This window comes from Paenibacillus faecalis (assembly GCF_900289175.1).
Taxonomy (GTDB): domain Bacteria; phylum Bacillota; class Bacilli; order Paenibacillales; family Paenibacillaceae; genus Paenibacillus_AQ; species Paenibacillus_AQ faecalis.
In genome coordinates, this window is sequence record NZ_LT985747.1 from 2,075,740 (window position 1) to 2,098,834 (window position 23,095).

General features: G+C 42.0%; 23 protein-coding genes and 1 pseudogene. 22 read left to right on the forward strand and 2 right to left on the reverse strand.

Features of this window, described 5'->3' with window-relative positions:
- Positions 1 to 8: 8 nt before the first annotated feature.
- The 6 genes from yfmT to C8268_RS09890 all read left to right on the forward strand — a co-directional run bounded on the left by yfmT (position 9) and on the right by C8268_RS09890 (position 5,027).
- The gene (gene yfmT / locus C8268_RS09870; protein WP_106767505.1) at positions 9 to 1,463 is read left to right on the forward strand and encodes a benzaldehyde dehydrogenase; all 1,455 of its coding nucleotides are present in this window, start codon (positions 9 to 11) and stop codon (positions 1,461 to 1,463) included.
- 18 nt (positions 1,464 to 1,481) lie between these two features.
- Complete coding sequence (locus C8268_RS09875) at positions 1,482 to 2,348, forward strand: methyl-accepting chemotaxis protein (RefSeq protein WP_106767506.1); 867 nt, start codon at positions 1,482 to 1,484, stop codon at positions 2,346 to 2,348.
- Between the two features lie 229 nt (positions 2,349 to 2,577).
- Positions 2,578 to 2,718: a DUF6710 family protein gene (locus C8268_RS23525; protein ID WP_420094240.1), complete on the forward strand. Its 141-nt coding sequence runs from the start codon at positions 2,578 to 2,580 to the stop codon at positions 2,716 to 2,718.
- A gap of 213 nt (positions 2,719 to 2,931) precedes the next feature.
- Positions 2,932 to 3,396: an Imm7 family immunity protein gene (locus C8268_RS09880; protein ID WP_106767507.1), complete on the forward strand. Its 465-nt coding sequence runs from the start codon at positions 2,932 to 2,934 to the stop codon at positions 3,394 to 3,396.
- Between the two features lie 459 nt (positions 3,397 to 3,855).
- Positions 3,856 to 4,062, forward strand: coding sequence for a hypothetical protein (locus C8268_RS09885; protein WP_106767508.1), 207 nt, complete (start codon positions 3,856 to 3,858; stop codon positions 4,060 to 4,062).
- Positions 4,063 to 4,472: 410 nt separating this feature from the next.
- Positions 4,473 to 5,027, forward strand: a complete 555-nt coding sequence (locus tag C8268_RS09890; RefSeq protein WP_234032738.1) for a hypothetical protein — start codon at positions 4,473 to 4,475, stop codon at positions 5,025 to 5,027.
- A 432-nt stretch (positions 5,028 to 5,459) separates the two neighbouring features.
- Here C8268_RS09890 and C8268_RS09895 read toward each other — a convergent pair whose 3' ends face one another.
- Positions 5,460 to 5,987, reverse strand: a complete 528-nt coding sequence (locus C8268_RS09895; RefSeq protein ID WP_158702713.1) for a TetR/AcrR family transcriptional regulator — start codon at positions 5,985 to 5,987, stop codon at positions 5,460 to 5,462.
- Positions 5,988 to 6,172: 185 nt separating this feature from the next.
- Here C8268_RS09895 and C8268_RS09900 point away from each other — a divergent pair, with 185 nt between their 5' ends.
- The 11 genes and pseudogenes from C8268_RS09900 (at position 6,173) to C8268_RS09950 (ending at position 17,077) form a co-directional block, all read left to right on the forward strand.
- On the forward strand, positions 6,173 to 6,886 hold the full coding sequence (locus C8268_RS09900) for a Pr6Pr family membrane protein (protein WP_234032740.1): 714 nt from the start codon (positions 6,173 to 6,175) through the stop codon (positions 6,884 to 6,886).
- Positions 6,887 to 7,105: 219 nt separating this feature from the next.
- Positions 7,106 to 7,207: pseudogene (locus C8268_RS09905) on the forward strand (Imm7 family immunity protein); the annotation flags it as partial.
- A gap of 110 nt (positions 7,208 to 7,317) precedes the next feature.
- On the forward strand, positions 7,318 to 7,881 hold the full coding sequence (locus tag C8268_RS09910) for a GNAT family N-acetyltransferase (RefSeq protein WP_106767511.1): 564 nt from the start codon (positions 7,318 to 7,320) through the stop codon (positions 7,879 to 7,881).
- Positions 7,882 to 8,028: 147 nt separating this feature from the next.
- Positions 8,029 to 9,480 carry a sucrose phosphorylase gene (gene gtfA / locus C8268_RS09915; protein WP_106767512.1) on the forward strand — a complete coding sequence of 484 codons (1,452 nt, stop codon included), beginning with the start codon at positions 8,029 to 8,031 and terminating at the stop codon, positions 9,478 to 9,480.
- 224 nt (positions 9,481 to 9,704) lie between these two features.
- The gene (locus C8268_RS09920; protein ID WP_106767513.1) at positions 9,705 to 10,625 is read left to right on the forward strand and encodes a phosphate/phosphite/phosphonate ABC transporter substrate-binding protein; all 921 of its coding nucleotides are present in this window, start codon (positions 9,705 to 9,707) and stop codon (positions 10,623 to 10,625) included.
- A 21-nt stretch (positions 10,626 to 10,646) separates the two neighbouring features.
- The gene (gene phnC / locus C8268_RS09925) at positions 10,647 to 11,417 is read left to right on the forward strand and encodes a phosphonate ABC transporter ATP-binding protein (protein ID WP_199794834.1); all 771 of its coding nucleotides are present in this window, start codon (positions 10,647 to 10,649) and stop codon (positions 11,415 to 11,417) included.
- Between the two features lies 1 nt (position 11,418).
- Complete coding sequence (gene phnE, locus C8268_RS09930) at positions 11,419 to 12,210, forward strand: phosphonate ABC transporter, permease protein PhnE (RefSeq protein ID WP_106767515.1); 792 nt, start codon at positions 11,419 to 11,421, stop codon at positions 12,208 to 12,210.
- Positions 12,207 to 13,040: a phosphonate ABC transporter, permease protein PhnE gene (phnE, locus tag C8268_RS09935; RefSeq protein ID WP_106767516.1), complete on the forward strand. Its 834-nt coding sequence runs from the start codon at positions 12,207 to 12,209 to the stop codon at positions 13,038 to 13,040. Before phnE (C8268_RS09930) ends, phnE (C8268_RS09935) begins: the two co-directional genes overlap by 4 nt.
- A gap of 39 nt (positions 13,041 to 13,079) precedes the next feature.
- Positions 13,080 to 14,087, forward strand: coding sequence for a tyrosine-protein phosphatase (locus C8268_RS09940; RefSeq protein WP_106767517.1), 1,008 nt, complete (start codon positions 13,080 to 13,082; stop codon positions 14,085 to 14,087).
- A gap of 159 nt (positions 14,088 to 14,246) precedes the next feature.
- A complete protein-coding gene (locus C8268_RS09945; RefSeq protein ID WP_106767518.1) occupies positions 14,247 to 15,089 on the forward strand; it encodes a hypothetical protein in 843 nt (280 codons plus the stop codon).
- A gap of 500 nt (positions 15,090 to 15,589) precedes the next feature.
- The gene (locus tag C8268_RS09950; RefSeq protein ID WP_106767519.1) at positions 15,590 to 17,077 is read left to right on the forward strand and encodes an Lsa family ABC-F type ribosomal protection protein; all 1,488 of its coding nucleotides are present in this window, start codon (positions 15,590 to 15,592) and stop codon (positions 17,075 to 17,077) included.
- A gap of 79 nt (positions 17,078 to 17,156) precedes the next feature.
- Here C8268_RS09950 and C8268_RS09955 read toward each other — a convergent pair whose 3' ends face one another.
- Positions 17,157 to 19,049: an alkyl/aryl-sulfatase gene (locus C8268_RS09955; RefSeq protein ID WP_106767520.1), complete on the reverse strand. Its 1,893-nt coding sequence runs from the start codon at positions 19,047 to 19,049 to the stop codon at positions 17,157 to 17,159.
- Between the two features lie 267 nt (positions 19,050 to 19,316).
- Here C8268_RS09955 and C8268_RS09960 point away from each other — a divergent pair, with 267 nt between their 5' ends.
- From C8268_RS09960 to C8268_RS09980, 5 genes are all read left to right on the forward strand, one after another.
- On the forward strand, positions 19,317 to 19,940 hold the full coding sequence (locus C8268_RS09960) for a copper amine oxidase N-terminal domain-containing protein (RefSeq protein WP_106767521.1): 624 nt from the start codon (positions 19,317 to 19,319) through the stop codon (positions 19,938 to 19,940).
- 234 nt (positions 19,941 to 20,174) lie between these two features.
- Entirely contained in the window at positions 20,175 to 21,158 is a 984-nt protein-coding gene (locus C8268_RS09965; protein WP_106767522.1) for an ABC transporter ATP-binding protein, read from the forward strand.
- Positions 21,155 to 21,985, forward strand: a complete 831-nt coding sequence (locus tag C8268_RS09970; RefSeq protein ID WP_106767523.1) for an ABC transporter permease — start codon at positions 21,155 to 21,157, stop codon at positions 21,983 to 21,985. Before C8268_RS09965 ends, C8268_RS09970 begins: the two co-directional genes overlap by 4 nt.
- Positions 21,986 to 22,057: 72 nt before the next feature.
- On the forward strand, positions 22,058 to 22,558 hold the full coding sequence (locus C8268_RS09975) for a hypothetical protein (protein WP_106767524.1): 501 nt from the start codon (positions 22,058 to 22,060) through the stop codon (positions 22,556 to 22,558).
- Between the two features lie 172 nt (positions 22,559 to 22,730).
- Positions 22,731 to 22,994 carry a hypothetical protein gene (locus tag C8268_RS09980; protein ID WP_106767525.1) on the forward strand — a complete coding sequence of 88 codons (264 nt, stop codon included), beginning with the start codon at positions 22,731 to 22,733 and terminating at the stop codon, positions 22,992 to 22,994.
- Positions 22,995 to 23,095: the final 101 nt, after the last annotated feature.

Consider the following 23,095-nt stretch of genomic DNA (forward strand, 5'->3'; position numbering starts at 1 on the left):
GGGTGAATATGGATTATACAAAGTTAGGAAAACAATTTATAGGCGGGGAATGGAGAGAGGGCAAAAGTGATAAGAAGCTGCCTAACATCAATCCATATAATGATGAAGTAATCACCACTTTTCAAATAGCCAGTGTAGCTGATATCGATGATGCTTATCAGGCTGCATATAAAGCTCAGCTGGAGTGGGACAAGATTAATCCTTACCACAAACGAGATATTCTTGAAAATGCTGTTAAATATATTGATGCAAACGAGGAAGAGATCACATCCATTATTGTTCAGGAACTGGGTGGAACACGGCTGAAGGCAGCTTTTGAGATCGGACTTGTGAAAAATATAATGAAGGAAGCAGCTACATTCCCGCTTCGAATGGAAGGCAAGATTTTACCTTCTACAGAAGATGGCAAGGAAAATCGGTTATACCGGATGCCTGCTGGTGTGGTTGGGGTGATCAGTCCGTTTAACTTTCCTTTCTTCCTGTCTATGAAGTCCGTTGCTCCAGCACTTGGTGCCGGCAATGGCGTGGTTCTAAAACCGCATGAAGATTCACCGATTACAGGCGGGACTCTGATTGGCAAAATTTTTGAAGAAGCGGGTTTACCGAAGGGGTTATTGAATGTAGTCGTCACAGATATTAAAGAGATTGGTGATGCGTTCGTCGAACATCCGATACCGAGGATCATTTCCTTCACGGGTTCAACCAAAGTCGGAAGCTATATCGGCCAGCTCGCCGTAAAGAATTTTAAAAAGCCGCTCCTGGAGCTCGGCGGAAACAGTGCGTTCATTATTCTGGAGGATGCCGACATCGACTATGCTGTACAAGCTGCGACCTTCAGCAGATTCACGCATCAAGGTCAGATCTGTATGTCGGCTAACCGAATTTTGGTACAAAAGACGATCTATCAGGATTTTATAGATAAATTCAGTAAAAAGGTGTCTTCGCTTACAACCGGTGATCCGAGTGATCCAGAGACCATTATCGGTCCTGTGATCAACGACCGCCAGGCAGAAACACTGCACAAGCTCATAGAGAAGGGCATTGAGCAGGGCGCTGTTCCTCTTGTGCAAGGCAAGATTAACGGCAGAATGGTAGAGCCTACAATCCTTGTGAACGTTACACCGGATATGGTTGTAGCTCAGGAGGAGTTGTTCGGTCCGGTTGTGTGTGTTATTCCATTTGAAACCGAAGAGGAAGCCATTGAAATAGCTAATGATACACGTTTTGGACTTAGCGGGGCCATTCATACCTCCAATCTTGAGCGGGGAGTTGAAATGGCAAAGAAGGTTCACACAGGCATGATCCATGTAAACGACATCACGATTAACGATGAACCGATTGTAGCGTTTGGGGGAGAGAAGCAGTCCGGTTTGGGTCGCCTGAATGGGGGCTGGAGCCTGGATGAATTCACCACGATGAAGTGGATTTCGGTTAACTACGGACAAAGGAAATTTCCGTACTAAGGGATGGAGGAAGAAAGCATGAATCATATGACTGAAGAGCCAGCACAGCATGAGCTGATCAGAGCCTTTGTAAAGGTGGCTCCTCTGCTGAATAATCTTACGCATGATGATATCACAGTTGGTATTTATGACACGGAAAAGCTGATCATCAACATTCCAGGCAAAACCTTCTCGCTTAATGTCAGCCCGGGAGATCCGCTTGTCGAGGGGGACATTGTGACAAATGCAATTCGGACTAATACCGTTTTAACGGATATTGTTCCAAAAGAGTTGTTTGGTTTTCCGCTCGTTGCACGTGCGATTCCGCTGCATGACGAGCAGGGCAAGGTTATTGGCGGAATAGGTATGGGCACTAGCCTTGAGAAAGCGAACAAGCTATTTGAGATGGCCGAAAGCTTCTCCGCTATTGTTGAAGAAACAACGGCGTCCATTGAAGATATCAGCCAGTCTGTTACTCATCTTGCCGACCGCGTAACCAACGTCACCATCCAAATGAAAGACGTTAGCTCCAGTGCACAGCAGATTGGTAAAATATCTACGGTTGTTAAAGAGATCTCGGATCAGAGTAACATGTTAGGGCTGAATGCTTCGATTGAAGCGGCAAGAGCAGGGGAATTTGGAAAAGGCTTCTCTGTCGTCGCCGATGAGATTCGGAAATTGGCAACAAGGTCCAAAGAAAATGTAGACCAGATTAACGGCATCACAAATAATATTCAGGAGCTTTTGCTGCGGTTGAATGATGCTTTTTCGGAAATCCATACGCTCACCGATACACAGTCCGGATCGATTCAGGAATTCTCTGCAACAATCCAGGAAATAAGTGCTAAAGCTGAGGAATTAGCACAGGTTGCTGAAGAGACGCTTTACGCCAAAGATAACAAGTAAGTCATGGCCACCGGCTAAGTCGGTGGCTTTCATCTATTCTTAGATTAAGTGGAGAGCACTTCCAAAATGAGTTAAGTTGTTTAGGAGAACAGCTAGTTAAAATACTAACCTGTATTCAACATGAAGCTTCCAGTCTTACTTGGTTTGCTTTTGATGTTTTTGGTAGCGGCAATCAACCTTCCGAAGTGTTATTTCCAAATCCATTCTCGGAAATTTCAAGCACGGATGTTTGAAAATAAAATCAAATCATGAGTCAAACCATAATGTAGAACTTTGGCTGCCTCAGCGGATTGTTTTTGTCATTGGTAGAAATCACTCTATTACTTTCATACAGATGGAGTTTACTATTATAGAAAAAAAGTTTACATAATTAGGACTTTGGATTCTTTTCCATTATTTTCAAATGCAGTATAGTAATTATTTAGCAAAGTAATGGAGAGGTCGATCTATGTCAAAAATCCTTATTCCTCCTCAAAGCCTAATGATAGAGTACTTCGACAACTTAATGAATATGCTGAAAGATATCAAGTGGAAATAATAATTGACACCAAGCCTTTTAAATCAAGAGAGGATGAATAAAAGAATGTATGAGTATCATGGATGGGCAACCATTAGAGAAAGCTCCTCTTATGAAGAAGATGAGGACAAATACTTATTGGCTGTTAATGAAATTCAAAAATACTTTAATGAGCTAAATTGGTCTTCTGGTGTTTTAGATATCAGAGCAGTAAATGGTGATTTTCATGTTTGGATAGCAGGACTCGATAATCATAAACCAGTGCCAGAACATAATCCAATTGAGGTATTAAAAAATGTAGGAGAACTAGCTCCAGGATCTTATGGAGTATTGTATGTAAGAGATAGTGATGATCCTGTCGGGGGACAAGAACATGGTCCCGTTGAAAGTCGCTATTTAGCGGCTTTTTATGTTATCGGTACAAGTTCTTGTCCCGAGCCAAAGACAAGAACTTGTACCGATTGCCGAAAAGGACAAGAACCTAGTCCGATTACCGATAAGATAAGCATTAAACAATATTTATTGATCTAATTTCAGCTAACAGGCAGGATAGTTCATTATTTTCGCGAATACTCTACCTATATTACGAAGTTCGCAGATAAGACGTTATAAGAAATTAGGGCAATATTAATGAAAGTAAATCGAAGACGAAATCATAAGTAATGCATTAAAGAAAGAAGGTGTGCTTTATGAACGAGCAAGAGGATAGCTTTGTATCATATACACAAAATCACAATAAAATAGTTTTAGCCGGAGTTATTGCTATTAGTAAGTCTTGAATAGTAACGATGATTCTGAAAAGAGAAGTTTATTATTTTGTTTAGACAGATATTTGAATGATCCATATTATGGGTATAATTTACCATGTTTTGATGGGATAATTAGACTTTTAGAGAAACATTTATTTGTTAATCATATTAAAGCAGTTAAGAAAGATATTCTTCAATTATTAAGAGACTATTCAAGTACTAACTTGGATTTGCTCACCAGTTGAAAATCAAGTTCATAGACGGTCGGATTTCCGGTGTCGACTGGGGTCACATTGATCGGACAGCTCACTTCTACCGGAAGTTCGGCTTCGATGTCGAGCTAAAAGAGGGGTCTAGAAAGATCCTTTGGTTGAATGAAGCTCTTGGTGCTTCTCGGCAAGAGTTTGAACTGTTATTAAAAACCGATCCATTTGAAATCAATACATAGTAGTTGCATCATTTCTTAATGAGCGAGCTTCAAGGAGCGATACGTGATCTTATCGGACTAGAACTATAAAAAACCTGAGCTTGTAGATAGAAGGATATGAGACGAGTTTCAGCGAAAAGTTTACAGGTAAAGCGGTGATGTTGTTACGTGGTAGGATTACGGTGTAATTGAGACAACTGGAAAGTCCTTAATTTTGACAGCTATAGTAAAGAATCATTTGAGAAGTTGCAATATTCAAAAGGATGCGTACACTTTAGAATTTCAAAATCCGATTGCTTTTTTATACCAGGATTGAATTGTAGACTGATTCTCTTGTGGAGGACTTTATAATTTGAAAGTTCTGAGTTTAGCCCACTGCGTAAACTTGTTTTGAGGGAGAAATAGGGAAAATGGACTAAGGAGTGAGTCTCATGGCATCGGTTACAGGAAGAATCGAACAAATTAAGCAGCCTCGTGGAGGATATCTGAAACCAAAACATTTTGTAGAAATATTATTGGATGATGAGGTTGAACTATATCCAGAAGAGAACATCCATGCAGGTTTAGTTGGGTCAGTGATTGATTACATGACCCGTTATACAATGGGGACCTCTGCGGAAAAAGCATTTAATATCTCATTGCTTGGTGCATCAATTATTGGCGAAAGAGAAGACGCCGATTTTTTCCTATCTAGAGTGCGAGGGTTAGATGATCTATCTATAAGATTTGCATGTAAACTTGTGGGGTATGATGTATGCACTAGAGTGGGGATTATTAGATATAAGGATGTGGATGATATTAATGCAGACGATAAAACTGTCTTCAATATCCGTACAATGGTAAACCGTAGTCTTGCTTTTTTTGAACAATTTGGACCAATTATCAAAGAAGGCTTCACTTTTGAAAATGGATATAGCACCAACGGTTACATCAGGCGATGGAGACTATCTCACCGAAGATACCCTATGGGATTTCAAGGTATCTAAGAATGAGATAAACAGTAGACACACTTTGCAATTATTGATGTACTACATTTTAGGTATTCGTTCAATTCATAGGGAGTTTCGTGATGTAAAGAAATTAGGTATCTACAATCCAAGGTTAAACAAAGCCTATTTGCTCGAAATTTCAAAAATTGACTATTCGGTGATAAATGAGGTAGCTATTGATGTTGTAGGAGTAGAAGAAAATAAAGTGTTAGGCAGCTGATGATGATCGTGATTTTAGATTGAGATGTCGGGGGACAAGAACATATGCCCATTGAAAGTCGCTATTTTAGCGGCTTTTTTATTTTATCGGTACAAATTCTTGTCCCAAGCTAAGGACAAGAACTTGATCCGATTGCCGATTAGATGATTATCTAAGTAATAATCGGTGAAACCTTTCTTTTAGTTACAGCTTCTATATTAGAATAATTATTATCCGTGAAGTTGTATTATACTACAGCATACTTCAGCCATATTGGCTGGTGACTCCTGCATACCGTCAAGAATCCATTTAGTCAATACATGATATGTAGCACCTGCTAGCAAAACCATTCTATAGTGGTCAGATGCCAACATTGTTTCACAACATTGTGTGTCATGTATGAAATCATCTAAATAATTGAGAATTTTTTCTCCATGGTGCGCTTCTATCAATATCCGGTATGCCTGTGCATGTTCTCTAATTTGTTCAAAAAGTGACTGCCAATAGCCTTTCCAATCTTGAATTAGTACCTTTGGAGCGAGACAAGTAACAAGTTCACTGCTGATTTTATGAAACAAACTATCAAGAATATCATCCTTTGAAGAAAAATTTCTGTAATAAGCCATACGAGATACCCCAGCCTTTTTTACAATATCGCCAATTGTGATTGTATTAAAAGATTTCTTTTCCATAAGGGTAACAAGAGCCATTATTATACATTCTTTTGTAATCTGCTTAAGTTCCTCATTTGAAGCCATAACACATTCTCCTTTTTTGTAACATCCGATTACTGCCATATTGCATGTATAAAAGCAAGATGTTACACTGACGATGTTACAAGCATAACACCTTGCTTCTTAAGAAAACAATTGTAGATTTTCGATAAGATTATAATTTGAGTTTGAATAAAATCGAAGACTACAAGTGTAGGAAGCAAAAACTATTGGAAAGAGGAGTTAGGTTGAGAATATTAAACAAGTATTTCATAATTATTTATCGTATATTTTTTTTGATGATATGCGGTTATGGTTTATATCTTAATTCAGGTTTGTCAGATGGGGTGTTTCAACCACAGATGTTTTTGTATTACACTATATTAAGTAATCTAGTCTGTTTTATTTTTATAGGAGGCTGTTTAGTTAAGAATTTAAGAGAATTTCATACATGGAGTCCAATGGGTATCCATACGATTTTACCCAGAGTAAAAGGTTCCATTACAATGTGCATTACAGTTACTTTTATTATTTACCATTTTATACTTGCTCCCACAGCATTCATTATGAGCCCTGATTATTCTTTATACAGTATGCGTGATATTATTGTTCATTATGTTGTTCCCTTTATGATGATTTTTGATTGGATTCTTTTGGATAAGAAAGGTCTATATAGAATAACTGAACCGTTGTTATGGATTGGGTTACCCTATGTTTATCTTATATTTGCATTAGTACGTGGTTATTTTGGTGGTTCAATTACACCTGGCGGAAGTAAATATCCTTATTTCTTTTTAGATATAGAGAAAGTTGGATCAGCAGGCGTAATTAAGTATACTTTAGGTCTTACAGCCTTTTTTATCATATTAGGCTATCTAATATTAGGAATTGATAAAGTACTAGATAAAACGGATATTAAAAAAAATGTGCAAAATGGGCTGTAATTCCTCACCATGTAATTTTTGTAGTCTGACTGGCAAGTCTACCACCGAAGAGAGTTAAAGGTTACTTCGAATCAGTAATGTTTCAATTTTTGTAGCAGATTAAGAAGTAACATGAATTCAAGACAAGGAGTGATTTACGGAAACGACTCCTTGTTGTGGAGATTTATAGGATTAGAAGCATGAGCAGAGCAATGTTTAATAGATTAAGATCCGAAGAACTTTAATGAATTTAAAGTATATGCCTTGATACGAGGAAAAATAATAGAGCACAATGATCCTTTTCTTTCCCCATTCATACCGAAAATTGAAGATGAAATGTAGATTTTACCAAGATCAGAGGAATCGTGTGCCGATCTTTCACTAATCTGACTATTCAAGTCTACAATTTGTTTTTTTTAATAAGATAATGCTCATAAATTGGGGGAGTTTCTATGAAAATGTTGCCGACGATTCCTTTAGATAGACTCATATTGCGCCCTTTTAGTTTAGAGGATGCAAAAGTAGTACAAGAGTTAGCAGGGGATAAATATATTGCTGAGACGACATTATACATTCCACACCCCTATGAAGATGGAATAGCAGAAGAGTGGATAAAAACACATGCTGACCATTTTAATGAAAATCGATCACTTACACTAGCTATTGCACATAAAGAACAAAAGTATGTCATCGGTTCGATCAGTATTGCTTTTCATACGAAGTTTAACCATGGGGAACTCGCTTATTGGGTCGGGAAAAAGTATAGCAATCATGGGTATTGTACTGAAGCAGCAAAAGGAATCGTTAAATATGCATTCGAAGAAATGCATTTAAACCGTATATATGCCCGCTATTTAGGAAATAATCCTGCATCGGGAAAAGTAATGCAAAAATTAGGGATGACATATGAAGGAACATTAAGACAGCATGTTAAGAAATGGGATAAATATGAAGACCTCGTTTATTACGGACTTTTAAAGGATGAATATTTGAATTCACACCTCTTCAGCAAATGAAGGGGTGTTTGATTTTTAAGGCTGAAATCTCGTTCATGAACACAATTTTCGTCCATAGGTTGCATAAATTTGGCGAGACTACTGGGCTTATTCATTTTACAATGAAAATTACTTTATTTTCACATACTTCAATGGAGCGTGTTGACGATGCAATTACCGAATAAAATTCAATTGATTACTTATCCCGATTCATTAGGAGGTAATCTTCAGCAATTAAATGAAACACTAGATAAACATTTTAAGGACTGCTTTGGCGGTGTACATATTTTGCCTCCATTTCCTTCGACAGGGGACAGAGGTTTTGCACCGACTACTTATTTAAAGATAGAACCTGAGTTTGGAACATGGATGGATATTGAAGACATTGCGGAGCGGTTTTGCGTTTGTCTTGATGTCATGGTCAACCATGTATCGAGCCAGTCGGATTACTTCAAAGATTTTATGGAAAAAGGGAAAGAATCGATTTATGCAGATTGTTTCTACACTTTTGATAAATTTTGGCCTGATGGTAAGCTGAACCAAAACGATGTGGACCAAGTGTTTTTGCGTCGCCCTAAACCTTATTCAACGTACAAGGTCGCTGGGCAGGATACGGAAGTTTGGACAACTTTCGGCAATACGGACCCGTCAGAGCAAATAGACCTTGATGTGAATAGTCCTCAGGTTCACAAAATATTTGAACAGATTTTCGCTACGTTTAGTAAATACAAAATCCAAATGATTCGCCTTGATGCAGTAGCTTTTGTCACCAAAAGAATGGGAACAAGCTGTTTTTTTGTAGAGCCTGAAATCGATCAATTTTTAGAGTGGATCACCAAACTTGCCGATCGGTACAATATCGCACTGCTGCCGGAGGTACACGCCCCGCTGGAAATACAGAAGAAGCTGACTGACAAAGGCTTTTGGACATATGATTTTGTTTTGCCGTACCTGATTCTGGAAACGCTGTTCAGCCGTTCAGCCGACAAACTTGCCGAGTATTTGACGGATCGTTCTCATAAGCTGTTTACCATGCTTGATTGCCACGACGGTGTTCCGGTTAAGCCTGACGTGGACGGACTAGTTGACTCTAAAGACGCTCGCAAAGTGGTTGATGTTTGCGTAGAGCGCGGCAGCAAATTGAGCAGGGTATTATCCAAATCGCACCAATCCCCTGATGGGTTTGACGTGCACCAAATTTGTGGTACATATTATTCGATGCTCGGCTGCGACGATGATGCTTACTACGCTGCCCGTGCTCTGCAATTGTTTGTACCTGGCATTCCACAGGTCTATTATGTTGGTGCGCTGGCAGGAGTGAATGATATGGAAAGGGAAGCAGAAGTCGGAGACATTCGAGAGCTCAATCGCCATAATTATGAAATAGATGAGATAGAAGCTGCTATGACAACTCCAATTGTTCAACGTCTGAAAAAACTATTCCAGTTGCGTAATAACCATCATGCGTTTAATGGAGAGTTCAGTTTTGACTGCCCTGAGCCTCATTTGCTGTCTCTTGCTTGGCATCATGCTGAAGAGTACTGCTGTTTGGATGTAAATCTTCAAGCCAATAAAACAACAATTACCTACAGCGAGAATGGCGTGGATAAAAGCTTGTAAAATCGAATATCACTAACAAAAAGGTTGAAAGGCTATGATGGCTGATCAACCTTTTTTTACGTTTCTTGAATATTTTTCCGATATGTTAACCGACTTTAAAAAGATACACTAACCCATCCGGAAATTTAACAAACCCGTTTATCTGCGGACATATTCCTTTTACATTCAACTTGTATCCTACATATGTATCACAGAATATGAACTTTATTTCAGGAGGATGTAGGATGCTAAAAAACAAAAAACACAAAGGTCGCCACAGCTTGATTCTTATACTTGTCATGATGCTGGTTATCTCCGGCTGCGGGGCAGCAGCAAGTTCCGAATCCGCGAATGGAGGAACTCCAGAAGTCATCCGTGTCGGCATGATGCCAAGTGAAGAAGGAGAAATGAATCGTTCCCAAGAGCAGTTGGCGGAAGACATCACAGCAGCAACAGGCATTCCTTCCGAAATTTTTGTCGCCGAAGATTACAACATGATCATTGAAGCGCTTCGTGCAGGCAAAATCGAGCTTGGACTCATCGGGCCGTTTGGCTATATTATCGCTACGGAGCGCGCTAACGCTAAGTTGCTTGTACGTTCTGAAAGTGACAATGCATCTAACACAGTCATTGTCGTTCGTGACGACTCCCCATATCAAAGTGTAGAAGACTTGAAAGGAAAAGATTTTCTGTTCGTCGATCCGGCATCTACTTCAGGAAACCTGTATCCCCGCGCTACGCTGATGGATGAGCTCGGTTTGTCTAACGATGAGCTGGAGTCCTTTTTCGGCAGTGTCGCCTTCTCCGGCGGACATGACAAATCGCTCTTGGCGCTGGCGAATAACAATGCAGACGCAATCGGTACATCCAGTATGATGCTGCCGATGATGGCTGAGTCAGGCCTTATAAAGGAAGAAGATTTCCGCGTGATTGCAGAGTCTGAGCCAATCGTTGGCGGTGCTCCTATGCTGTATCGTGAAGATTTGCCGGAAGACCTGGTAAGCAAAATACAGGAGCTTATGCTGGATTATCATACGAAGAATCCGGAGTTTATGGAAAGTGTAGGCGCTTCTCGGTTTGTAGAAGGCAGCGACAGTGATTTCGATCCGATTCGAAAAGTCGCAGAAGCACTTGAAATGTCACCTGAGGAATTGCTAAGCAAGTAACGATAAGCAAGGGAGGATTTAATGATGTCACTACTACAAGTGGAAGGCTTGTCTAAAATATATCCGGATGGAACAAAAGCGCTCGACAATCTGAATTTAGAGATTCATCCGGGAGAGTTCGTCGTCGTGATTGGACCTAGCGGTGCTGGCAAGAGCACCCTGCTGCGCAGCTTGAACCGAATGATTGAGCCAACAAACGGAAAGATACGTTTTAAAGGCAAGGAAACGATGGGAATCAAGGGGAAAAAGCTGCGCGAAATGCGCCGCCATATGGGCATGATTTTTCAGGGATATAATCTTGTCACCCGTGTATCTGTACTTAAAAATGTGCTTCATGGCCGTCTCGGCTATATGAGTCCGCTCAAGGGAGCGCTCGGCCTCTTCTCCAAAGCGGATACCGAAGCTGCCAAAAACATGCTGCAGCGCGTCGGACTATATGAACAAATATATAAACGTGCTGATGAGCTGAGCGGTGGTCAGCAGCAGCGGGTAGGCATCGCGCGAGCTTTATCTCAAAAGCCGGACTTGATCTTAGCCGATGAGCCGATTGCCAGCCTGGACCCGGCATCCTCCGAGACGATCATGCATTATTTATACACGATCTGCAAAGAGGAAGGGATCGCTTGTCTGTGCAATCTGCATCAGGTCGATATCGCGAAAAAATATGCAACCCGCATTATCGGCATTCATCAAGGTAGCAAAGTGTTTGACGGAACGCCTGAAGAGCTTACGGACGATATGATCCGTCTCATCTACAATCAGATTCAGCCTAAAGTGAAGGAGACCGCCTGACATGAATGTGGTACAAATGCAATCTGCCCGTAAAATGAAGCGAGCTCAAACGATCATGTTCCTCATCGTGTTGTTGGCTCTGGTTATCTGGTCTTCGATCGGCACCGAGTTTTCGCTTTCCGCGCTGTTTGCAGGGGTAGGAGAAAGCCTTCGCTTTATATTTTTTGATTTTCTCCCGCCAGATTTTTCATCATTGCCTATGCTCCTGGAGCCTGCAATGCAGACTATATATATGAGCATCGTGGCAATGGTCATCGGGTCGATTGTAGCTGGGCTTCTGTCATTTTTGGCTGCAGCCACCACAAGTCCGCATCCTTACTTGCAGGTGTTTGTCCGAGCAGCTACTTCATTGTTCCGAAACATTCCGGTCGTTATCTGGACCATTCTGCTGGTTGCCGCCTTCGGTCTCGGTACGATCGTTGGCACGATGTCGCTCATCTTGATCTCGATCGGAATGCTGACCCGCTCCTTTGCGGAGGTGCTGGAGGAAATTGATATGGGGCAGGTGGAAGCGGTCCGCGCAGCTGGGGGAGGCTATTTTCAAGTATTGTCCCAAGCGGTTATTCCACAATTTATGCCTGGGTTTATAGGATGGAGTCTGTACAACTTTGAAATCAATGTGCGCGCCTCAACGATTGTCGGGATGGTTGGAGGGGGCGGTATCGGGTTTATTTTGCAGTCCAATTTGAAATTGTTTCAGTATCAAAAAGCCAGCATGGCCGTGCTGCTTGTGCTCGTCATCGTGCTTGTTGTTGAAATGATCACCAATCGTGTAAGGGAGCGGATCATATGAATATGCATCACCCGAAGCCATCCTTCACGGTACTCACCTCCAATACGGAGCCCAAAAAACCAAAGAAAAACGGGCTATTCGTAATAGGTCTGCCACTTGTCGGTTTGTTGTTTGTATTCAGCCTATATCAGCTTCAATTCGACTATTCCCGAATCGCCGAAGGCTTCGTGAAACTGGCGGACATTGTACAGGTCATGTTTCCGCCTGACTTCTCAGAATGGCGCCATGTTCTTCTAGCTGCCATTGAATCGCTGCAGGTCGCTATTCTGGGAACGGTGCTCGGTATTCTGATTGCTTTCTTCCTCTCCTTTCTGGCAGCAAGCAATTTGACGCCTCATCCGTTCATCGCTTGGATTATCCAAAGTGCAGCATCCTTGCTGCGTGCGATCCCAACGGTTGTCTGGGCCCTTATTTTTATCGTATCCGTCGGACTCGGATCGCTACCCGGCGTACTCGCCATCACCGTATCTGCGGCAGGCATGCTGATCAAGGTGTTCGCCCAGTCGCTAGAAGAGATTGATAAAGGCGTACTGGAAGCGATGCAGGCTACCGGGGCGAGCTGGATTGCCATCGTCATGCAGGGCATTTTACCAACGGTAAAAACAGCTTTTATTGCCTGGTGCGTGCTGCGGTTTGAGGGAGACCTTGGGGAATCTACCATTCTGGGCGCAGTCGGCGCCGGAGGTATCGGATATGAGCTGACCCATGCGATGAAATCGTATAATTTTGCAGGTGCGTTGTTTGTTGGCCTTGTTATTTTTATAATGGTATTTAGTGTAGAGTTTGTGGCGAACCGGTATAAAATGAAACTGAAAGTCCGCAGCCACTAGTCATTCGTTATCCAAAATAGAAGCGAAGGAGCATTCATCATGTCAACGTCGATACCGAAGAACGTAGTTAAGCAAGGCGTATGGGTTCAAGCAAAATATAGCAGTAACAATCAGATGATGATTACCTGGAACAAGCCAGCCGATGCCGAGGATGTAAAGGTTGAGGGAATTTATTTTTCGACTCATACGGAATTTGATGAAACAAAAAGTACATCGCTTGAAGCTACTATTGATCGCGCAGGAGCATCTTTTACAAGAACACTGTCTCCGGGTCGGAGCTATTATCACGTGAAGTTTAATGATGGCTCTGTATTTACGATTCATGATCGTATGATCCATACAGAAGGTGTTATCAATTTCCGCGATATGGGCGGATATGTAACGGAGGATGGACGAATGACCCGCTGGGGAGCACTGCTGCGCTCGGCCGATCTGCATGAATTGAGTGAGCAGGATTTGCAAATTGTTGATGCGCTAGGCATTGACTGGATTTGCGATCTGCGCAGCGATTTCGAAGTAGTCAAACGCCCGAGCCCTGCTATCGGTACGGCTATCAATACCAATGTTCCTTTTATGGCGGAAGCAGACCCGGAGGAAATGCAGAAAATCGGGCTGGACCTGAACGCAGGCTACAAGGCCATGATCATGAATACAGATAAAAGTTCGTTCATTCTGCATGAGCTGTTAAAGGAAGAGGTCAACACGTCTTTGTTCCATTGTGCTGCCGGTAAAGACCGGACAGGTGTGGTCTGTGCGCTTATACTGCTCACCCTCGGCGTCCCTCGGGATGTAGTTATTGAAGATTACGAACTGACGAATCTGGCGCTGGATGGACTGATGCAGCGTTTCATCGCAGACAGCCAGGAGTATATTGACCAAATGCCAGAACTGAAAGAAGGAATTCCAGCTATGATGCGAGCGGACTTTATACAGGCTGCCCTGGAGGCCATTGATGAGAATTACGGTTCCTTTGAGCGCTATCTTCACGAGGGGCTGGGCATTACAGAAGAAGAAAGAATAGCACTTCAAAATAAATATTTGATCTAGAAAATGTAGAGTCTGTCGCTGCTTACGGCGCCGGGCTCTTTTTTCTTTTTTACAAAAACGCTTTAGCATTTGTTTCATTCGGTATATAATGTTCTTATACGTTTATATAATTCCATTTAAGTTCATTTTTGTATCATCATGTAGAAGGAGAGAAGGGACATGTCAAAAATCAAGATCGAATTGCTGAATGCCAATAATGAAGTGAGGATAGAGCACACGCGCGAATCTCAAGTTCATGTAATGGAGTTGGAAGAAGAGGGATTCACCCATCTAGCTTGTCAGGAGCTGGAGTATGAAGCTGGCGACAAGTATAGAATTACGACAGAGCACCCGAATCAGTATTTGGTGGTTCAAATGGATGAAGCACTTTATCCATCACTGATATACGTAAAGGGTACCGTTTGGGAGTACGAGCTTCCATTATCGTATAAACAAGCTTACCCCGAGAAGGCTTTTACCGGAAGACAGCATTATGTTTCAGCCCGGTATGCAACAGATATCGAAATTGGTCAATATCGAAACCTGGCATTGAATGCGCATGACCAGAAACATGATTCGAACGCCTTTCCGCATGCTCATGCGAATATAGAGACGAGAAATGATCCAACCTTCTTTGCTCGCAATGCGATCGACGGCATCTATGCTAACTTCGGCCACGGCGAATACCCGTATCAATCCTGGGGGATTAACCAGCAAGCCGATGCGGCATTGACGCTCGAATTTGGCAGAAAGGTTGAGATTGATCGGCTGGGTCTCGTATTACGAGGCGATTTTCCTCATGACAGCTGGTGGAAAGAAGTGACGGTCCAATTTTCCGACGGCTCCGAGGAGGTTTTCCACCCTGAGAAAATTCGCAGCGTCCAATATTTTGACATCGCTGCCCGCAAGGTGGAATGGCTTGTGCTCAAAAACTTAATTCGAGGGGATGAGGCGCCTTTTCCTGCGTTAACGCAAATTGAAGTGTTAGGGAAAGATGTAATCGCTACCGAAAGAAAGAGCTAATTGGGAAGAATGGTACCTTAACCGGATACAGCGCGGCTTAAAGATGAAGGAAACGCTTCTTCAACTGGAAGGCTATGATGCATACACAGCTATTGGGGCATGTTCGCTTTGATTTCTGGTATCGGAACCTTGACTTCACTTTGGTGAAAGAATATGCTAAGGTGTGTTTATGATATAGAGAAATTGAAGGGAGGGGTAAAGCGATGACGGAATTGGATGTTGTAGATGTTTATGTGAACCTGTCATCTTTACGTTGTATTGGCATGGTTCACTTTACAAATAATCTGTTACCGGAACTTTATCCCTTCATATATAGATAGGCCTAGTGACTTTTAAATCGTTGTTGCTTTGGTTTATTTGTTATATGGTCGGGTACGCGTAAGCGCCGAGAAGCACCGGTTGGACTGGAGTTTCTCGGCGTCTTTCGTTGCTTTTTCGTGTAACGGGCGGGACTGACTGACTCATGCATCCCGCCAACACCAAGCAGGAGGGCGATTTAGATGTCACGGATTCATGTTTCGAACCTGACGTTTGCCTACGAAGGCAGCTACGATAACATTTTTGAGAACGTTGATTTTCAGATTGATACCGATTGGAAGTTAGGATTTACGGGCAGGAACGGCAGGGGAAAAACGACGTTCCTCCGTCTGCTCCAGGGGCAGCTTGAATATAGCGGGACGATATCGACCAGCGTTCAATTCGAATATTTTCCGTTCGAGGTCCAGCATAAGGAATACCTTACCATCGACGTCATCGGCGAGGTCTATCCGGATTATCTTCATTGGCAGCTGGTTCGAGAGCTGAACTGGCTCCAGATTTCGGAGGATGTGCTGTACCGTCCGTTCGAGACATTATCTAACGGGGAGCAGACCAAGGTGCTGCTGGCCGCTTTATTCTTGAAGGAAAACCGTTTCCTGCTGATTGATGAGCCGACGAATCATCTCGATCTGCATGCGAGAAGGCTGGTGGCCGATTACCTTAATCGTAAGAGCGGATTTATTCTGGTTTCCCACGATCGGGCCTTTCTGGATCGTTGTGTCGATCACATTTTGTCGATCAACAAGACTAATATCGAAATCCAAAAGGGGAATTTTTCGACATGGTGGGAGAACAAGCAGCGGCAGGACGAATTCGAACTGGCCCAGAATGATAAGCTGAAACGCGATATTCAGCGTTTATCGGATTCCGCCAAGCGAACCAGTGGCTGGTCGCATGCGGTGGAAAGCACTAAAAACGGTACAAGAAATTCTGGCTCCAAAGTGGATAAGGGGTACATTGGTCATAAGGCTGCCAAAATGATGAAACGCTCCAAAGCGATCGAGCAGCGGCAGCAGAATGCCATTGAGGAGAAAAGCAAGCTTCTGCGAAACATCGAGAACTCGGAGAGCCTTAAAATCTCGCCGCTTCCTTATCACAAGGAGCTCCTTGCCGAGCTGGAGCAGGTATCGATTTCCTACGGGGAAAACACGGTATGCGAAGGTATCACCTTTGAGATTAAGCAAGGGGATCGCATCGCATTATCAGGTGCTAACGGCTCAGGCAAGTCCAGCATTATGAAACTGATTTGCGGTGAGGATATTTCGTACAGCGGAGGCTTCCATAAGGACGCTCAGCTAAAAATATCTTATGTATCCCAAGACACGTCTGATCTTTCCGGCGACTTGTCCGAATATGCGAGAAGCCACGGAATTGACGAAAGCCTGTTTAAGTCGATCTTGCGTAAGCTTGATTTTTCGAGATTGCAATTTGAAAAGGATATGTCCAACTATAGCGGCGGGCAGAAAAAGAAGGTGCTGATCGCCAGGAGCCTTAGTGAAAGAGCTCATTTATATATTTGGGACGAGCCGCTTAATTTTATCGATGTCATCTCCCGTATGCAGATTGAAGAGCTATTGCTGGAATATGCTCCAACACTATTGTTTGTAGAGCATGACAGTGAATTCGTCAACCATGTTGCGACCAAAGTCGTTGAACTGTCCGGGCGGTAATATATAAGCCTCTCATGAATGGATGAAATAGTCATCCGTCATGAGAGGCTTTTCTCATTAAAAGGTTGGGGTTCTCTATTTATGGAGTTACGATATTGGGCGCAGTACTGAATTGATCCAACAGGCTTAGAAACTCATTCAGTTTGTTAGGATCGCCTGATAATGTCAATCGATCTTCGGCTGCGGCTTGATCTGGTGTAAGCTGCCCAAATCCCATTTTAAAGAAGGTTAACTTATCCATCGTTAAGGCTGCATCCGGTTGCTCATCCAACAGCGCTGCTTTGTAGGTTAACACACCATTTTCCACATGAATGGTATAGCTTTGGTTGATATCCGATAATGTGACATGGAGTGTTATTACGGTTCCTTCTGCCTTCGGCCCATTCAATTTTATAGCCAAGAGCGTGAAGAAGTCATCAACTGGCGTATCGAGTGAAATATTGGTTGAAACCTTTACTTCCTCACTGACGCCATTTCGTAGTTCATAAGCTCCAGCGAGATAGAAGTTTCGCCAAATGGCGGACTCTGCTTGGAATCCTAATTGTTCATAAGCATCGGCCAGCAATTGCTTTGCTTCCTCATGATTGGGATCAGACATGACGACATGTTTTAAGATTTGTGCCACCCAGCGATATTCCCCTTGCTCATAATCTGCTCTTGCTTGTTGTACGACATTAGACGCTCCACCCATATACTGTACATATTTGTGTGCTGATTCCACCTGCGGCAGTGGATCTAAATCAGATGGATTGCCGCTAAAGTAACCTAGATAAAAGTTATAGACGGCTTTGACGTTATGTTTCAGTGACCCGTAATATCCTCGATTTCCCCAGTATTTCGCCAGCGCGTCAGGAAGCTTGATCGTTTCCGCGATTTCATCCATCGTATATCCATGATTGGCTAAACGAACGGTTTGATCATGCATATATTTGTATAAATCACGCTGCAATTTCAAATGTTCCAGAGCTTTTTCTTTTCCCATGACCGGCCAAGCGTGAGCCATAAGCAAAGCGTCAACCTCAACTTTTTGGCATAAGTCAATGGTGATGTCAAGCGCATGCACCCAGGCTAAGGTATCTCGAGTTTTCGCCCCGCGCAGCGTATATAATTGATGCATCGTTTTATTGGCATTTTCTGAAGCATATACAGCTTTGTAGTCTCGAACATAAAAATGCATTTCAGAAGGGGCTTCTGTGTTTAAGGTTAATAAAAATTCAAAGCTTAAACCATCAATATCCATTGTATGGTGATCATCATTAATTTCAATACTCGGCTGTACAAAACCGACACTGCCATTGCCTAAATCATGACCAAGACCAACATTGACCTGTCCGCTCGGATCAACTGGCAGCATGCCTCCAAACTGATACTCTGCGCGGCGGCTCATAATCGTACCTAGCAGTACTTGTTCACTGATTGCTTCTTTTGTGTAATGTTTTGGAGCAATGATTGGGATATCCTGGTTTTCTGCATACTGTAAAACACCTTGAATTCCGCCAAAATGGTCCATATGGCTTTGACTAATAATTACTGCACTGACCGGCTTTTTCGGTCTGTGTTTATAATACAGCTCCATAACCGCTTTTGCAGTTTCGATGGAGGATTGGGTATCACACACAATGACGCCTGTTTTTCCTTCTATTAAAACGGTGGTAGCTATTCCTTGTCCTCGAACCTGGTATACGCCATCTACAACCTTGAATAAACCTGCTATGGCATGTAATTGTCCATTCCTCCATAAGCTAGGGTTCACGGTATCGGGTGCTGGATTTTGGTCAAGAAATTTAATCTTTTCCATGTCCCAAGCGATTCCGCCTTTATCATTGTAAATTTTTGTTTCTGGTGGCGCGATGAACCCTTTTTGAGCATCTTCAAAATCTTGTTTGTTATCAAAATCGAGGTAGTTGTAAACGTCTTCATGTGCCTTTTTTGTAAAAGAAGTAGCAGGCTTGGTTTGAGCTGATTCATGCATGGCTTATACCTCCAATTAGCTTTAGATCATTTCGGACTACTTATCAACGATATAGTACCCTTTTTCCAGGGGTTGTATTCAGTGACGGAGGTTCAAGCAAAATGAAATGAAAATCATTACAAAATACGACCTTGCAGCGAGATATTGTAAACTTAAAGTTAAATATAGTTTGAAAGTTGAACCCAATATATGATGAATAGTTCCTATAACAATCTATTTGTGTTACCATAGCTGGGAATATAAGACTGAAAAGGAGCTAATAAGACAATGAAAAAAAGATTAGTATTTAGTTTGATTGCATTGATTTTATTGTTCTCTACTTCATCTATCTATGCTCATCCTGGGAGAACAGATTCTAGAGGTGGACATACTTGTTGGACAAATTGTTCGAAATGGGGATTAGAGTATGGACAGTATCATTATCATAACGGCGGTGGATCTTCATCAAACAAGTCATCATCGAGCTCCCGTTCGTATCAAAAGAAATCTAAACCTAAAACAACGAAACCAGCCTATAAAAAAACAAAACCAGCCTATAAAGAGTCTGGTCTTAAGGTTTATGTAAATGGACAAAAAATCAGTTTCAGTAGTGAACCTGTCATTTACCAAAACACGAATCTGGTTCCTTTGCGTGAAATTGCAGAAGGTTTAGGAGCAACCGTTACATACGACAAAAACAGTAGAACGATCGGTGTGAAAAAGGGAAGCCGAAAAATGACTCTTACGGTAGGCAGTAAAACTGTGTATTACAATGGAACATCTGAAACCGCCAATGCTGCACCAATAATCATACAGGGAGTTACATATGTCCCTGCACAGGTTTTTGCCAGAGGATTAGGAGCTGGACTGCAATTTAGTCCAAGTAATAATAGTTTAAAAATTACGATTTGAATAAAAATGGGGAGTCTTTTGGGCTCTCCATTTTTTGCATTGATTTAATTGCTCTTCTCGATGAAATCAAGTCCTCATTTATGTATAAATTCCCTCACCTAAATAGTATACTTCATAATCCAGATACAAAAATATCTTCCGCACTTTTACAACATTCTACTTCCACTTGTTCAGTCATCCGCTTGTAAGTCTTGGTTCAGTACGATAAGAACCTAATAGGAGTGAGAGCAGAAAATGAACGTAGTGTTAGATGTGAAAGAATTAAGCAAAACGTATTCAGGTGCTTCAAAACCATCGGTCAATGCACTTAGCTTTTCCGTTCGCGCCGGTGAAATTTACGGATTGCTCGGTCCTAACGGAGCGGGTAAAACTACAACGATCAAAACATTGACGACTCGGATACCGCTGGAATCCGGGAGCATCACTGTGAAAGGAAAGAGCCTACGAGATAACCCGTATGACATTCGAAAAATTATCGGTGTTGTGCCTCAGGAAGCAAATTTAGATCAAAGCTTAAACGTTGTGGAGAATTTAACCTATCATGCATCTTACTTCGGATTTCCGCGCAAATACAGAAAGGCCAAAGCAATGGAATTGCTCGAACAATTCGGGCTGGAGGACAAATCTAAAGTCACGCCTGGAAAGCTCTCGGGCGGGATGATACAACGATTAATGATTGCCAGAGCGCTGATGCATGATCCGGATATTTTATTTCTGGATGAGCCGACTACCGGACTTGACCCACAATCCAAACTTTTTGTTTGGGAGCGACTGCAGGAATTGAAGGACCTTGGGAAATCGATCATTATCACTACCCATAACATGGATGAAGCCGAAAGGTTATGTGACCGAGTGGCGATTATTGACCACGGCTCACTGCTTATTGAAGACTCCCCTAAAGGCTTGATCCAAAGCATGTCCGACAATATTCTTGTAGATGTAGCGCGTGATGAGCAGACAGAGGCCCGCATCGAACAACTGATTGAATGTGCAGATGAATTGGAGGGCTTGTCTAAGCTTGAAATCGTATCAGAACCAAGTGATGAAGCAGGGTCCCATATAAGACTGCTATTCATTCTAGATGGTATGAGCAATCCGATTGTAACTATAACGAACTGGTTGAATGCCAAATCCATAGAAGTCATCACGATCAAACGTTCAAATGCCTCTCTTGAAGGTGTATTTATTCAGCTTACGGGAAGGGAGATACGTTCATGACCAAACAGGAATTACAGATCAGCAGTGTTGTAGCGAAAGAGCGCTCCGGATTTGGATTAACTGCATCCATCTTCCTGTCCATGCTCAGAAGAGATATTGTGGTGGCCACTCGACAGATTGTTTCGTTTTTATTAATGACATTAATTCAACCGCTGTTATTCTTATATGTTTTCGGTAATATTCTACCGTCTATCGGGCTTGCGAACGATCAGTATTCTTTGTTCCTTGTTCCGGGAATCATTGCGATGACGGCATTTTTGGCAGGAATGCAGACGATCGCTTTTCAAGTAGGTGCTGAGTTTACATGGACAAAAGAGGTGGAAGATCGGCTTCTTGCACCTATACCAAACGCTTGTATTGGCCTGGAGAAAATAATCCTTGGCAGCCTTCAGACGATTGTTGCAACTGTAGTAGTCACGCTCCTCAGCTTTTGGGTGACGGGTTCATGGTATCAAGATTCAGATTGGAACTGGTGGCTGCTTGTAATTATGACACTCGCGGCTGGCTTTTCTTCCGCTTCCATTGGATTAACGGTCGGCACCTTGGTCAATGCGAACAACGTAGGCACAATTTTTGGCATGATCCTAGCACCGATTATGTTTCTTGGAGGGCCTTTTTATCCTTGGGAACTATTGAATGATTTTCCTGTCATCAAAATATTAGCACTGCTCAATCCTCTTCTGTACATCAGCGAAGGTTTTCGAGCCGCCTTTATGCCGGATTTTCCGCATATGCCGCTCTATTACGTGGCCATAGGAGTGATCGTGTTTATTCTGTTATTTAGTATTCTTGGGCTTCTCGGCTTCAATAAGCGAGCGAGGCAATAGGAGGCGGGATGAATCGATACGATCAGTTACTTGCAAGAAACTTCAGAATTACTATAGTCGGAGGTATGTAAAATGGTGAATCGAATATCTTACGTGTTGATTGCGGTGGTAATCTTGGGAGTCTCTCTAAGTTATAATGCATTACCAGATCCGCTCTATACACATACGAGTTTGATGCAACTGATCGAGAAAAATGTTCAGCTTCAATGGGGTCGAGAGAATTTCCTTCTCTTTTATATGGCATTGTTTGTCATCACGAATCTATTTATTTATCTGCTTTTGCCTATGCTTGTTTCGAAGTATCCAAAGGGGCTTATCTGGATTAATCGTTCTTACTGGTTTAAAGATGAGGACCGGCAAAGACAGTTGATCACAGCGGCCAAGTCAGTTATTGCTTATGCAGGTCTATACGCCAATTTCATCTTTCTGTTTACGTATTGGTTCGTTTACTTAACAAATATCGGCATTGCTGATTATTTCCACATTATATTTATAATCGCAATCACCGCGGGGACAGTTTGGTTCTTGTATTATACATTCTCCACGCTAAAGCCTGGTACAGAAACCAGATGATCCATAGCAAGATTTTAAGGAGTCGTACAGCAGGCGGCAAATCTGGGAAGAGATTACGTTATGATTGATGCATCGCCGTCGCGAATATCCCCTTAGATTTTTCCGTATTTTGGTGGGGAACGGTTACTGACACCTTCACAGTATCTCACTAAAATATTAGGAGGGAAGAAAAATGAAACGAAAAGTTACATTAATAACTAGTATTACATTACTTAACATGATTATGACTGTCTCAATCGTATCCGCCAATTTGGTTACCACAAAATCTCAAATAAGCAAGTCATTTGATGAATTGAAAATAAACCTTGAACAAATCAATAATACTCAACCGTTAGCAATAACGCCAGAAACAATAGTTGCTGAAATAACAAATTCCGATATTGCTTTTAATAAAGAGGAGTTTATTTTCTATAATATTTATCAAGACCTAATTTAGAAAAAGATTGTAAAACCCTTTTGTAGCTTTGTAATAAAGATTGATTAAAATCATCTCTCCTCTGTATAATTCTTAGAGGTTAGATGATTTTTATTGGATAT

What these genes read in the sequence shown, in the direction of transcription:
- yfmT (WP_106767505.1), top strand. Translation starts at nt 9, where the DNA reads ATGGATTATACAAAGTTAGGAAAACAATTTATAGGCGGGGAATGGAGA.
- C8268_RS09875 (WP_106767506.1), top strand. Translation starts at nt 1,482, where the DNA reads ATGAATCATATGACTGAAGAGCCAGCACAGCATGAGCTGATCAGAGCC.
- C8268_RS09880 (WP_106767507.1), top strand. Translation starts at nt 2,932, where the DNA reads ATGTATGAGTATCATGGATGGGCAACCATTAGAGAAAGCTCCTCTTAT.
- C8268_RS09890 (WP_234032738.1), top strand. Translation starts at nt 4,473, where the DNA reads ATGGCATCGGTTACAGGAAGAATCGAACAAATTAAGCAGCCTCGTGGA.
- C8268_RS09895 (WP_158702713.1), bottom strand. Translation starts at nt 5,987, where the DNA reads ATGGCTTCAAATGAGGAACTTAAGCAGATTACAAAAGAATGTATAATA.
- C8268_RS09910 (WP_106767511.1), top strand. Translation starts at nt 7,318, where the DNA reads ATGAAAATGTTGCCGACGATTCCTTTAGATAGACTCATATTGCGCCCT.
- gtfA (WP_106767512.1), top strand. Translation starts at nt 8,029, where the DNA reads ATGCAATTACCGAATAAAATTCAATTGATTACTTATCCCGATTCATTA.
- C8268_RS09920 (WP_106767513.1), top strand. Translation starts at nt 9,705, where the DNA reads ATGCTAAAAAACAAAAAACACAAAGGTCGCCACAGCTTGATTCTTATA.
- phnC (WP_199794834.1), top strand. Translation starts at nt 10,647, where the DNA reads ATGATGTCACTACTACAAGTGGAAGGCTTGTCTAAAATATATCCGGAT.
- phnE (WP_106767515.1), top strand. Translation starts at nt 11,419, where the DNA reads ATGAATGTGGTACAAATGCAATCTGCCCGTAAAATGAAGCGAGCTCAA.
- phnE (WP_106767516.1), top strand. Translation starts at nt 12,207, where the DNA reads ATGAATATGCATCACCCGAAGCCATCCTTCACGGTACTCACCTCCAAT.
- C8268_RS09940 (WP_106767517.1), top strand. Translation starts at nt 13,080, where the DNA reads ATGTCAACGTCGATACCGAAGAACGTAGTTAAGCAAGGCGTATGGGTT.
- C8268_RS09945 (WP_106767518.1), top strand. Translation starts at nt 14,247, where the DNA reads ATGTCAAAAATCAAGATCGAATTGCTGAATGCCAATAATGAAGTGAGG.
- C8268_RS09950 (WP_106767519.1), top strand. Translation starts at nt 15,590, where the DNA reads ATGTCACGGATTCATGTTTCGAACCTGACGTTTGCCTACGAAGGCAGC.
- C8268_RS09955 (WP_106767520.1), bottom strand. Translation starts at nt 19,049, where the DNA reads ATGCATGAATCAGCTCAAACCAAGCCTGCTACTTCTTTTACAAAAAAG.
- C8268_RS09960 (WP_106767521.1), top strand. Translation starts at nt 19,317, where the DNA reads ATGAAAAAAAGATTAGTATTTAGTTTGATTGCATTGATTTTATTGTTC.
- C8268_RS09965 (WP_106767522.1), top strand. Translation starts at nt 20,175, where the DNA reads ATGAACGTAGTGTTAGATGTGAAAGAATTAAGCAAAACGTATTCAGGT.
- C8268_RS09970 (WP_106767523.1), top strand. Translation starts at nt 21,155, where the DNA reads ATGACCAAACAGGAATTACAGATCAGCAGTGTTGTAGCGAAAGAGCGC.
- C8268_RS09975 (WP_106767524.1), top strand. Translation starts at nt 22,058, where the DNA reads ATGGTGAATCGAATATCTTACGTGTTGATTGCGGTGGTAATCTTGGGA.
- C8268_RS09980 (WP_106767525.1), top strand. Translation starts at nt 22,731, where the DNA reads ATGAAACGAAAAGTTACATTAATAACTAGTATTACATTACTTAACATG.